This window comes from Providencia sp. AGC89 (genome assembly GCF_053543535.1).
The window spans coordinates 1-12241 of the sequence record NZ_JBIXLP010000005.1; the positions used below are offsets into that span (position 1 = coordinate 1).

Sequence of the window (12241 nt, forward strand, 5' to 3'; positions counted from 1 at the left end):
CCATAAAACCGGGCATGGTACGTATTACCAAGCAGTTTGGTGAAGAAGAACTAATTTACCTCTCCGGCGGTATTTTAGAAGTACAACCAAACGGTGTTATCGTACTCGCTGATACAGCGATCCGTGGTAAAGATTTAGACGAAGCTCGAGCAGTGGAATCTAAACGTAAAGCGGAAGAACACGTCCGTAAAGCACACGGTGATGTTGATTATGCTCAGGCATCGGCAGAACTTGCAAAAGCAATAGCCAAACTTCGAGTGATCGAATTGACTAAAAAGCTAATGTAATGATAGCAGTATAGAAAAAAGCCAGTTGGTTAACCCTAACTGGCTTTTTTATTTGAACGAAATATGTAGTAATTTATAAAGGAAATAGGTTTACTTTCATCCCTAAGTTGGAGTTTCAGGAAAAATGACTGTGCAAAGAAAAAGTGTCGTGATTTTAGCTGCCGGTAAAGGCACACGGATGTATTCAAATCTACCTAAAGTTTTGCATTTACTTGCGGGCAAACCGATGGTGCAGCATGTTATAGATACAGCAAAATCCATTGGTGCATCAGATATTCATCTGGTATACGGACATGGCGGTGATTTACTGAAGGAAAAACTGGGTGAGCAAAACCTAAATTGGGTATTGCAGGCCGAACAACTTGGAACGGGCCATGCGATGCAACAAGCTGCACCAAACTTCCAAGATGATGAAGACATTGTCATGTTATATGGTGATGTCCCATTGATTGCCAAAGATACCTTAGATCGCTTAATTGAAGTGAAACCTGAAGGTGGAATTGGTTTACTGACCGTTATCTTAGATAATCCAAGTGGTTATGGACGTATCATTCGTGAAAATAATGAAGTTGTCGGTATTATTGAACAGAAAGATGCGACTGAAGAGCAACGTAAGATCCAAGAAATCAATACTGGTATTATGGTTGCTAGTGGTAAAGATTTTAAACGTTGGTTGGCTCAGCTAAACAACGATAATGCACAAGGCGAATATTACATTACAGATGTCATCGCATTAGCGCATAAAGAAGGGAATAAAATTGCAACTGTTCATCCTAAACATTTAAGTGAAATGGAAGGCGTGAATAACCGTCTGCAATTGGCTGCGTTAGAAAGGGTTTATCAGAAAGAACAAGCTGAAAAACTGTTATTAGCGGGGGTGATGCTAATCGACCCTGCACGTTTTGACCTGCGTGGAACATTGACTCATGGTCGTGACATTATTATTGATACCAATGTGATCATTGAAGGCGATGTGACATTAGGCAATAACGTCCATATTCAATCTGGCTGTATTTTGAAAAACTGTGTAATTGGGGATAACTCAGTTATTAGCCCATATTCAGTAATAGAAAACTCTGATTTATCATCAGAATGCACGGTTGGCCCTTTTGCGCGTTTACGCCCAGGTGCTAAATTAGCGGCCAAAGCGCACGTAGGTAATTTCGTTGAAATGAAAAATGCGTCTTTAGGGTTAGGTTCTAAAGCTGGCCATTTGAGTTACCTCGGTGATGCACAAATTGGTGATAACGTGAATATTGGTGCTGGAACTATCACTTGTAACTATGATGGCGCTAATAAACATAAAACCATTATCGGTGATGATGTATTTGTAGGCTCTGATACCCAATTAGTCGCGCCAGTTTCAGTGGCAAAAGGTGCAACCATTGGTGCTGGTACGACAGTGACTCGTGATGTGAATGAAGATGAGCTTGTTGTTAGCCGTGTAAAGCAAATGCATATAAAAAACTGGCAACGTCCAGTTAAGAAAAAATAAGTAAATATTAAGGAGTGATAGCGATATCTCTCCTATGATAAAAACGCTAATAAATAGCAAAGATTAAAATAGCTACCTAAGGTAGCAATATAAAAATAAATATCCCCATTTTCTACAAGGCTGGGGAACAGTGAAAACTGTACAACAATTAGGTTACGACAAAATAAGGGTCTCTATAGAAAGAGCCTTTTGTCTAGGAATCAATAAAATATGTGTGGAATTGTAGGTGCTGTTGCACAACGTGATATCGCAGAAATTTTGTTAGAAGGTCTTCGTCGTCTTGAATATCGTGGTTACGACTCAGCTGGTATGGCTGTTGTTGATCACGAAGGTCATCTACAACGCTTACGTGAAGTGGGCAAGGTGCAAATGCTGGCGGAAGAAGCGGAAAAGAACCCTGTATCAGGTGGAACGGGGATTGCGCATACTCGTTGGGCGACTCATGGTATTCCAAGTGAACGTAATGCTCACCCGCATACGTCAGGTTATATTGCAGTTGTTCATAATGGTATTATTGAAAACTACTTAGAACTGAAAGAAGAACTGAAAAAACTCGGTTATGTCTTTAGTTCAGAGACTGACACTGAAGTGATTGCTCACCTTGTTCACCATGAACAACAAAAAGGTGGGTCACTGGTGGAAGTGGTTCAACGTGTTATTCCACAATTACGCGGTGCTTACGGTACGGTAATTATGGATAGCCGTATTCCTGAATTATTAGTCGCCGCACGCTCTGGTAGCCCATTGGTTATTGGCTTAGGTGTGGGTGAAAACTTCTTAGCATCGGACCAATTAGCACTACTGCCTGTGACTCGTCGTTTTATTTACCTTGAAGAAGGTGATGTCGCGGAAGTTACTCGCCGTACTGTTCGTATTTTTGATAATAACGGTGCCCCTGTTGAACGCGAGCAAATCGAATCAAATGTTCAATATGATGCAGGTGATAAAGGCGTTTATCGTCATTACATGCAAAAAGAAATTTACGAACAGCCAATGGCAATTAAAAACACCCTTGAAGGGCGTTTTGACAAAGACAATGGCATCGATTTGAGCGAATTAGGCCCTAAAGCCGGTGATATTTTATCTCAAGTTGAGCATATTCAAATTGTTGCTTGTGGAACATCTTACAATGCAGGCATGGTTGCGCGCTATTGGTTTGAATCCTTAGCAGGTATTCCATGTGATGTGGAAATCGCTTCAGAGTATCGTTATCGCAATCCAGCACATCGTAAAAATAGTTTAATGATCACGTTGTCTCAGTCAGGTGAAACGGCGGATACATTAGCGGCATTGCGTTTATCTAAAGAATTAGGTTATCTGACTTCTTTAGCTGTTTGTAATGTTGCAGGCTCTTCATTGGTACGTGAATCAGAATTTGCGTTGATGACAAAAGCGGGTGCAGAAATTGGCGTGGCATCAACCAAGGCATTTACTACACAATTAACTGTTTTACTGATGTTAGTGGCGTATATGGGGCGTTTAAAAGGCGCAAACCCTGAGCTGGAAGAAAATATTTCCCATGCATTACATGCGCTCCCTTCCCGTATTGAAAGCATGTTGTCTCAAGATAAAGTCATCGAAGCATTAGCGGAAGATTTTTCTGATAAGCACCATGCATTATTCTTAGGTCGTGGTGATCAATTCCCTATAGCAGTTGAAGGGGCATTGAAATTGAAAGAAATTTCATATATTCATGCGGAAGCTTACGCTGCGGGTGAATTGAAACATGGTCCATTAGCGTTAATCGATGCAGATATGCCTGTCATTATTATTGCTCCTAATAATGAGTTACTTGAAAAGCTTAAATCAAATATTGAAGAAGTGCGTGCTCGCGGCGGTTTATTGTATGTGTTTGCTGATAAAGACGCGGGATTTGAAGCCAGTGAAAATATGAAAATCGTTTCTTTACCTCATGTTGAAGAACTGATTGCACCAATTTTTTATACTGTCCCATTACAATTACTGTCTTATCACGTCGCATTAATTAAAGGTACTGATGTAGATCAGCCTCGTAACTTAGCGAAATCTGTTACGGTTGAGTAATTAATAAATTGATTAATAAAGGGCTCATTATTTAACCGTAATGAGCTTTTTTTTCAAATTTAAGCAATCTTGAACATATTTGTGTTGATTGTATACGTATAGAAAATAAAAAAGAAAGGCAAGAAAAAGTTGAATATATTGATAACCTCTTCTTTATAAAAAAAGAAAATGCGTTAAGTATCAATGATCTTTATTTTGAAAATAGTGTTTTTTTACTTGCACTTATACGGTGTTGTGCTGATGAAAACCTAATGTATTTAGATAGCCTTGATAATCGGAGGTATGAAAAATTAACACCGAATTATAATTTTGATCTGTTAATTATAGAACAGCTTTATACCGCTGGTTTAGTCACTCATTTTCCTGCATCAGGGTCATTTTCCTTGTAAGAAAAATGACCCTGTGTTGTGGAATAGTATCGTTAGTAAGGATGTTATTTCACTTTCCTTTCAATTTTGGTAAAAGATCTTCTATTTCAGAATAATAAAAAGGCTTTTCATTATTCGTTTTAAGTGGGTTTATAGTAAATATATCCTTATAAATTTCATGTATTGTTAGGGTTCCTAATGAGGGATATTTTTTTAACCCAGTAGCTTGTGCTACAAAGTCGACATCAATAACATATTTTTTTCCATTCTTATCTATTTTAACATTTCCTTCAGAACCATAATCAAATAAAATACGCCCTTTCTCTTTTACAAAGTCAAATGCATTTTTTCCAGTTATAGACTTACCATCGACATATTTGGTAATTAGTACTTGTTTACCATTTTTTAATGTGATTCCTCGAGAAAAATCATTATCCCTATTTATTTCATTTAATACATTTGAACAGCGAGAGTACTCGGTGTTTTTATTACTTTTCTGTATATTGTCATCATTGGGTATTTTGATAACAAAGTTACCTATCCTATAGGCGGCTCCATATACCCCTTTTCCGATGAGATCGCCGGAACATAGGACTATGGTATGATCATTATTCCCTGTTGGAATGAATGTTTTTCGGTGGTTTTTAATTAAATTAATATATTGTGGTGGTAGTGTTTTATTTTGTGATTGAGTGTAAATTACATTTTTTTCTCTAATTATTCTAGAAAACAAATCTATATTATCTATACTTTCTATGTTTTTTTTATCGCTTTTTATTTTGTTTGATATAATTTCTTTTTTATAATTTAGTTCTATGTTTTTGTTTGCTATATTTACTATCTTGTTTTTTAGTGTGACCTTGTTGGAAATGTTATATATTTTATTTGGGTTATGTTTATAATCAACATTGATAATAATTGGTCTCATAATAATCTCCATTTAAATATGTTGTATAATGATATTAAAATTAAGAGATTATTTATTTTAAAAAAGGATGTTATGAGTCGTTTTTCAATAAGTTAATCATATCACTAAATATAGATTGCCATTCATTATCATCGATTTCCATTAATCCCATATAGCGCAGCATAAAAGCGCCTTCAGTTGCTAGAAAAATAATTCTTGCCTGTTTGCCTTTTTCTGTGGATGTATCCAGGTTTTCAATACGTTCACGATACCAAATACGTGTACTTTTAAGGTATTCCGGCGTTTGTAATAATGACGCCATTAAGGCCGCACCTTTGGCCATTGAGACTTTATCGTGCTCATGGGTTGCTTGTAGATGGGCTAAAATTTTCCTTTCTGGGCTATTATCTTGCTCAATAACTCGGTTGAATACTTCATCATAGGATCGGCCCCAACGTTCAAACATCGCATCGATAAGGGCCTCTTTATTGCCAAAGCAGTACTGAACTCCACCTTTAGAAATCCCCATTGCTTTTGCAACAGCATCAATAGTCAGGGCTGCGGCCCCTTGTGTAATGACGATTTCTTCAGCGGTATCCAGTACCTTATCGCGATCAATCGTTCGTTGACGTCCCATTTAGAAAAACCTCTTTTCAATACATACGTATGGATTTATATTATAGCACGATCATCAATAAAGCGTGATCAACTAAACTCATTGAGAGAATTTTATGTTAGCCGATTATAAACGCTGGATAGTACTTCTGTTAGTATCAAGTGTGTTATTTCTTATAGTTATTGATGTTACTGTGCTTTATACCGCACTGCCCAAGTTGACTCATGATTTAGGTGCGACCGCATCTGAAAAACTATGGATTATGAATGCTTACCCATTAGTGGTTGCAGGTTTATTGCCTGCTGCGGGAATGTTAAGCGATAAAGTGGGTCATAAGCAGATGTTTTTATTGGGGCTACCATTATTTGGCATAGCGTCATTATGTGCGGCTTTTTCGCCAACGGCGATGAGTTTAATTTTATCTCGAGGTTTCCTCGCTGTTGGTGCTGCTGTAAGTATGCCTGCGACATTAGCGATTGTTAGGAATGTTTTTTTAAACCCAAAAGAAAGGGCGCTCGCAATCGGTATTTGGTCTGCTGTGGCATCAGGTGGTGCCGCTATTGGCCCTTTAATTGGCGGCATCTTACTTAACCATTTTTGGTGGGGTTCTGTTTTTTTAATTAATGTTCCTGTTGTGTTATTAGTTTTACCATTTGCTTATTGTTTGGTTCCTAAATGCGGTGGAAATAACACCAAAAAAATCGATGTACTGGGTGCTATTTTAGTTTTGATCGGGCTTATCAGTTCTATTTATACATTAAAAGAAATAGGTAAAGCTTATACAGATTGGACTGCTGTAATGGCTTCTGGGGTTATTGGTGTGGTCTTTTTGGCGGTCTTTAGGCATCGGCAAATCACATCGGAATCGCCAATGATTGATTTTGCCTTATTGAGAAATCCTAAATTTAGTGCTGGTATCTTGATGGCAATTATATCCCTTGTGGTTATTGTTGGGGTCGAACTGCTGCTTAGTCAGCGGTTACAGTTGGTACTAGGTTATACGCCATTTGACGCGGCGCTTTATATCATGCCTATTCCTATTGCCTCGTTGATCTCAGCCCCTTTAGCGGGGGTGTATTTGCATAAGTTAGGTGAAACAAAATTAGCTGTTTTAGGGTTTACATGTACCTTAATTGGTGTTGTTGGTTTAGCGTGGGTATTTAAAACATCAACAGGTTTATTATTACTTTCATTCTTATTTTTGATTGGCTTTGGGTTAGGGGCTATTTTTACTACGGCTTCTACAACGGTAATGTTAAGTGCATCCGAAGAAAAAGCAGGTATGGCAGCTTCTCTTGAAGAGGTTGCTTATGAAATTGGTAGTGTACTTGGCGTGACTTTTATGGGGGGGTTGATGAGTGCTGTTTATACGTTAAAGCTATCCCTTCCAGATGATTTAGCGGTCAGTAATAAGGTCTATGATAGCATTGATGAAGCGTTGCTGGTTTCTGAAAAGCTACCATTAGACAGTGCTAACAGATTAATTAATCAGGCTAATATTGCTTTTGATCATGCCTTTTTAGTGGTTATGATAGCGACGATTGTTGTCTTGCTTGTTAGCATATTGGCTCTACCGTACTTTATGCGTACTAAAAAACACTGAATTAATTAAAAATGGGAGCTAGGTTGCTCCCATTTTAGTTGGATTTAATTATTTCACTTTACGGATCATGATGATAGCCATCAACGGGCTAAGGGCAAATAACGCAAATAGCCAGATAGATGCCTGTTGTGCCCCCAACATTCCGCCGGGGCTGATTAGCCCACTATTGTTAACAACGACACCAACAAGAGCTGCTGATAAGGCCGTGGCATATAGCTGAATAGTAATTATTGAAGAAGATGCAAGGTTTTCTTCCCCTTTTGGCGCATTATTAAATACACGTAGAACGAGGTGAGGCCAACAAATGCCAATACCTAGCCCAACGCCCGCCATAGCAATTAAGTAAATAATAAATAAAGGTAAAGATTCGGTCAGTTTCTGGTTATGCGTCAATACTGCTAGAACAATCAGAGATATAAATATGATGACCGGCCCGACTCTTATAATCTGAATGACTACCTTACCTGTTTTATTTGCACTAAATAGTGCCCCTATTGTCCAGCCAGCAGCCATGATCGCAGTTAAGTACCCTGCATATAATGGTGAAAAGTGATGAATGGTTTGAAGAAAATAAGGTACATAAATTTCTGTTGTCATACCACCAACAAGTAAGCACATAGTTAAAAAAATCACACCAAGCTGATTTTTTAACGAATAGGAGCCGGTTGGTAATAAACGTTTTCCGTTTTTCCCATCTAACAACACAATAATAATAAGTGTGGCGAGGCCAATGAATAAGCCAATCAGGTTTGCTAGTAATTTTTCCGATAAGCTACCAATTGAAATAGCAAGAACTGAGATAACAAGTAATGATATTGCTAAGAAAGGAATTTTAGCCGTTTGAGGTGGCTGGTTTTGCCTTTTTGGTAGTTGTCCGATGACAATTAAGGATAAAAAAACGGCTACAGGGAGTAGGGCCCAAAATGCCCAGCGCCAATGACCTCCCTCTGCAAAAATACCACCAATGGCTGGGCCACATAAGGTCGCTATTCCCCACATACCAGAAACGACGCCCATCGCCCGTGACCATAAATTTTCTGTGAAAACAATTCGGATCAAAGCATAACTTAGTGTGAATAAAATCCCCCCACCAAGTCCTTGTAGCGCTCTACCTCCAAGTAATATCAACATAGATGGGGAAGCCGCACACCAGATAGACCCAAGGGAAAATAATATTAATGCTATTAAATAGGCAAATTTAGGCCCAAAGCTATCTAAAATTTTGCTGGAAAGCGCTGAACCGACAATTGAAGTTGCCACAAACAACGTGGTATTCCATGCATAATATTCAAGACCACCAATATCGTTAACCACACTGGGTAATATGGTTGTTACGATATAAATATTAATAGCGTGTAAGGCAACGCCTCCAGTGAGCGCTATTGTGAGTAATGCATTGGAACCACTGAGTAAATCAGCCCATTTACCCTGTGCTGTTGTTGGTGTTTTATTGCTCATAGAGAGACCCGCTAGACGGAATAGTCAGAAAAGAGGTATTATCCAAGTAATGTATTGGATAATAGAGTCGTATAATGATTAAGGCAAGTAATTACTTTGATAATTTAAATCTCACTCAAGCCGTAGATAAAGTCCTTTTTTGTATTAAAACGAAAGGGCCAATATCTACAGCAGTAATCGCTAAAGATTTAAATCTGACGGGGGAGGCTGCACGGCAACACCTTCAAAAGTTAGTTACTTTAGGGTTAGTGGAAGGTGCTCAGTGTATGTCACAAACTGGAGCAGGAAGGCCTCGGCAAAATTGGGTTCTCACTGAATTAGGGCACCAGCGTTTTCCTGATACCCATGCGCAATTAGCTCTGCAATTAATTGATTCTGTTCGTACTATTTTTGGTGATGAGGGTTTAGAGCGCCTGATAAGCCAAAGAGAAGAGGAAAGCCGATATAAATATTTTGCACGTTGTAAAGGTTTGGCATTGCCGGAACGTTTAGCAGCATTAGCAGAAGTCCGGAGCGAGGAAGGCTATATGGCGAAAGTTGAGCAAGATAATGACAGTTGGTTATTTATTGAAAATCATTGCCCAATTTGTGCTGCCGCGACGGTTTGCCAAAACTTTTGCCGTTCGGAATTAACTTTATTTAGCGAGGTAGTCGGTGACGAGGGGAGTGTTGTGCGTGAGCAATACTTGCTAAATGGTGCGGCACGTTGTGTATATCGAGTCACAGTTAAAAACTAAATACCAAGAAGTCTTGGTATTTAGTTATCAAAATAAGCTTATTGATAAACAGTGAGTGTTTCCGTTGATTCTATATGTGGCGCCAGTTCTTGTTTATCTAACCATAATGGTTTTTTACCGAACTGGTTGTACAGTGAAAGCTGGTCTTGGTAATGGGGTGAGCGTTTGCCTTGGGGCGAAATAAAACCACTTTGACCAGGAGCAACAACATCCCACGCTTGAACACCATTTTCAGTAAATACCACAAGGTCATTTTCTGTACCTCTATTATGGTATTCATTTTGATGGAAATTTTCTTTTGCTAGAGCCTGTGGAACCCCAAAGAAATTATTTTCACGGAAAGTTAATGCAGTAGCATTGGTTTGCCAGTTTGCAGGGTCGTCGCCGTATTTATCTTTCATTTTTTGGTAGGTGGTATCCAGTGCTTTTCGGATGATAGTATTCTTGGATTGACCTGAAAAAATATCCACTGTTTGAGGAATAGCGGAGTCATTACCCAGTAGTGATTCATAAAGTAACTTGGCACCCGTGCTAATATTTAATGACCCTGTAGGCCCTTCTTGTGTGGTTTCATAACCACTTGCAAGATACCATTTATCAAATGGGGCTGGGATCGTTTGGCCTAATGTAGCTTTGAGCATCTCTTTTAACCAAATATCAAGGATGGCTGAACCAGGGTGAATATAGTGTTTACCATCACTGGATAATTGGTTTATACCATCCCATTGTTTGAGTATTGAGACTAATTTGGCAGCGTTATCACTAGCTGGTAAGGCTTCAGTAGCTTGGCTTAAATAAGGCATAAATAAACGCCGGTTGAGGTCAACACGGCTAGTCTGTTGTAAAATATTCCACATATCATCTGATGTTAATTTATCATAAGAATCTATGAGGTTGTCTATCTCTGTCACTCTATCCGCACTGCCCCAGAGAAAAGCAAAAAGGTCGCTCGCAGGGTAATTTTTTGCGGGGGAATTATTCCAGTTAGCGATATAACCTGATTTAGGGTTATACACTTTAGGGTTGTTTTCGAAGGGTTGCATACCTTTCCAATCCCAATCACCTGTTCCTGGAACAGGTAAACGCGGATCATGGTTAGCTTGGCGATCTGGGTAATGACCGGTGTGAACATAGCCGATGTTTCCGTCTTTATCGGCGTAGTACCAGTTAATTGTGAGGGCTTGGTCCTTTGCTTGGTTTAGCCATTGCTGCCAATTTTGTGCTTGCCCTTGTTTAACCCATGCCATTAATGATGATACTTCTTTCCCATCCCATGCGCGAGATTTACTGTAAGCGGTGTGAGTAGAGTCGTCGCGCTTAATAATATTGCCATGAACTGTACGGTAAACAGCAAAGGTAACCGGTTTTTCGCCTTTTACGTTGATTGTTTCTTGGCGTGTTAGCATTTTTTTCCATTGGCCTTGATGTAAATAATTATTGGGGTTTTCAGGTGAAACTTCTTCAGCAAAGATATCAACACCATCGCCAAACCCTGCCGTTGACCCCCAAGAAATATGGCCATTATGACCGAATAAAATAGCTGGGTAGGCAAAAGGAGTATTTCCAACAATGTTAAACCCTGCACCATGCAAACCAATACCATAGGTATATGCGGGGTTAAACCAACCGAACTGAGGGCCGTTGAGTAAAATAGCGTTTGCGCCAGAAGCTTTATTTTTCCCCACTAACCAAATATTGCTGGTGGTGGGGTAGCCCGCAATCCCATTAGCTCCACCTTGTTCGTACTGTTGGGAAATTAACGCATTGTTTTGTTTAGGGGAAAGAGCAATAAGTTTACCTGAGTTATTTTTAGCGGGTCGATCAAACATGGGAGCCGTTAAACGGTAATCATTAATTTGATTCAATTGTGTTGTTATTTTGTTATTTTTTGAATCTGAATAGGTAAATTCTTGCGGTGAGATGGTTGTTGGTGCATTGGGGTTATTAAGCCAATTAATTTGGTCAAAGACTTTTACTCCCATTTGTTCACCATACTTATCTTTCAGTGCAGTAAGTAATGCAAGGTTATCAATTTCACTGTTCATATCAGAAAAACGATTTGCCATTGTACCAACCATGATCATGGCAACATCAAAGCTATCCCATTGTGAAGGTAAAAAACCATAATCGATAAACTGCTTAGGCATTAATTCATTTGGTTTTTCATTAACTTGTTTTATCCATGCATTCATTCCATCAGCATAACCTTTTAGAATATCTTTCTGTTCTGTCGGTAAATGAGTTATTTGTTGATGAATAGAATCTGGCCAATAGTTAGTTCTAATATCTTTGTCAAAAGCGATGTAATCTTTACCTAACACTTCTGAAACCGTGCCCTGTGTGCTGCGTTTCGCCATTTCCATTTGGAACAGCCTGTCTTGTGCGACAGCATAACCATACCCATAAAAAAGGCTATAAGTATCATCGGCATAAATATGAGGAACACCATAGCTGTCTCGTTCAATTTTCACTTGTGTAGTGTGTGCGGCAAGTGAGGTGAATGACAAGGTGGTTAACCCGAAAACCATTGCGATAGGTATGACTTTTTTTTTCATCGGTTGTGTCTCCATTGTCGTTATTGTTTTTTGAGACTAGCATTATTACATTGTTAATTATTGGTTAATTTTAAGTTAATTATTAATATGTGAATCAAGCTCACAAAAAGGGATACGTAAAATGGGAAAAAATATAAAAAATGAGTCAAATGGTGGGGTTATTTGAGCGAAG

At 38.8% G+C, this 12241-nt stretch carries 9 protein-coding genes; 5 read left to right on the plus strand and 4 right to left on the minus strand.

The genetic code is table 11. From position 1 onward, the window contains the following. The 3 genes from atpC to glmS form a co-directional block, all read left to right on the plus strand. On the plus strand, positions 1 to 287 hold a 287-nt coding region (gene atpC, locus ACIPUA_RS01660), incomplete at its 5' end, for an ATP synthase F1 subunit epsilon (protein WP_449059218.1). Positions 288 to 411: 124 nt separating this feature from the next. Next, positions 412 to 1782, plus strand: coding sequence for a bifunctional UDP-N-acetylglucosamine diphosphorylase/glucosamine-1-phosphate N-acetyltransferase GlmU (gene glmU / locus ACIPUA_RS01665; protein ID WP_042846796.1), 1371 nt, complete (start codon positions 412 to 414; stop codon positions 1780 to 1782). Between the two features lie 210 nt (positions 1783 to 1992). Beyond that, positions 1993 to 3825 (plus strand): glutamine--fructose-6-phosphate transaminase (isomerizing), encoded by a 1833-nt coding sequence (gene glmS / locus ACIPUA_RS01670; protein ID WP_042846795.1) that lies wholly within the window; start codon positions 1993 to 1995, stop codon positions 3823 to 3825. A gap of 438 nt (positions 3826 to 4263) precedes the next feature. Here glmS and ACIPUA_RS01675 read toward each other — a convergent pair whose 3' ends face one another. Both ACIPUA_RS01675 and ACIPUA_RS01680 read right to left on the minus strand, forming a co-directional pair. After that, the gene (locus ACIPUA_RS01675; protein WP_449059219.1) at positions 4264 to 5121 is read right to left on the minus strand and encodes a hypothetical protein; all 858 of its coding nucleotides are present in this window, start codon (positions 5119 to 5121) and stop codon (positions 4264 to 4266) included. Between the two features lie 70 nt (positions 5122 to 5191). Then, a complete protein-coding gene (locus tag ACIPUA_RS01680) occupies positions 5192 to 5737 on the minus strand; it encodes a TetR/AcrR family transcriptional regulator (RefSeq protein ID WP_048605644.1) in 546 nt (181 codons plus the stop codon). Between the two features lie 94 nt (positions 5738 to 5831). Here ACIPUA_RS01680 and ACIPUA_RS01685 point away from each other — a divergent pair, with 94 nt between their 5' ends. Then, a complete protein-coding gene (locus ACIPUA_RS01685) occupies positions 5832 to 7319 on the plus strand; it encodes an MFS transporter (protein WP_449059220.1) in 1488 nt (495 codons plus the stop codon). A gap of 48 nt (positions 7320 to 7367) precedes the next feature. Here the strand turns inward: ACIPUA_RS01685 and ACIPUA_RS01690 are convergent, their stop codons facing one another. Then, positions 7368 to 8777: an MFS transporter gene (locus tag ACIPUA_RS01690; RefSeq protein WP_449059221.1), complete on the minus strand. Its 1410-nt coding sequence runs from the start codon at positions 8775 to 8777 to the stop codon at positions 7368 to 7370. Positions 8778 to 8851: 74 nt separating this feature from the next. On the opposite strand from ACIPUA_RS01690, the gene ACIPUA_RS01695 reads away from it, so the two are divergent. Beyond that, the gene (locus ACIPUA_RS01695) at positions 8852 to 9514 is read left to right on the plus strand and encodes a helix-turn-helix transcriptional regulator (protein ID WP_042846792.1); all 663 of its coding nucleotides are present in this window, start codon (positions 8852 to 8854) and stop codon (positions 9512 to 9514) included. Between the two features lie 38 nt (positions 9515 to 9552). Here the strand turns inward: ACIPUA_RS01695 and ACIPUA_RS01700 are convergent, their stop codons facing one another. Next, on the minus strand, positions 9553 to 12042 hold the full coding sequence (locus ACIPUA_RS01700; protein WP_244058180.1) for a penicillin G acylase: 2490 nt from the start codon (positions 12040 to 12042) through the stop codon (positions 9553 to 9555). Between the last annotated feature and the right edge of the window lie 199 nt (positions 12043 to 12241).

Coding starts and splice junctions, on each gene's coding strand:
- glmU (WP_042846796.1), top strand. CDS start 412: ATGACTGTGCAAAGAAAAAGTGTCGTGATTTTAGCTGCCGGTAAAGGC.
- glmS (WP_042846795.1), top strand. CDS start 1,993: ATGTGTGGAATTGTAGGTGCTGTTGCACAACGTGATATCGCAGAAATT.
- ACIPUA_RS01675 (WP_449059219.1), bottom strand. CDS start 5,121: ATGAGACCAATTATTATCAATGTTGATTATAAACATAACCCAAATAAA.
- ACIPUA_RS01680 (WP_048605644.1), bottom strand. CDS start 5,737: ATGGGACGTCAACGAACGATTGATCGCGATAAGGTACTGGATACCGCT.
- ACIPUA_RS01685 (WP_449059220.1), top strand. CDS start 5,832: ATGTTAGCCGATTATAAACGCTGGATAGTACTTCTGTTAGTATCAAGT.
- ACIPUA_RS01690 (WP_449059221.1), bottom strand. CDS start 8,777: ATGAGCAATAAAACACCAACAACAGCACAGGGTAAATGGGCTGATTTA.
- ACIPUA_RS01695 (WP_042846792.1), top strand. CDS start 8,852: ATGATTAAGGCAAGTAATTACTTTGATAATTTAAATCTCACTCAAGCC.
- ACIPUA_RS01700 (WP_244058180.1), bottom strand. CDS start 12,042: ATGGTTTTCGGGTTAACCACCTTGTCATTCACCTCACTTGCCGCACAC.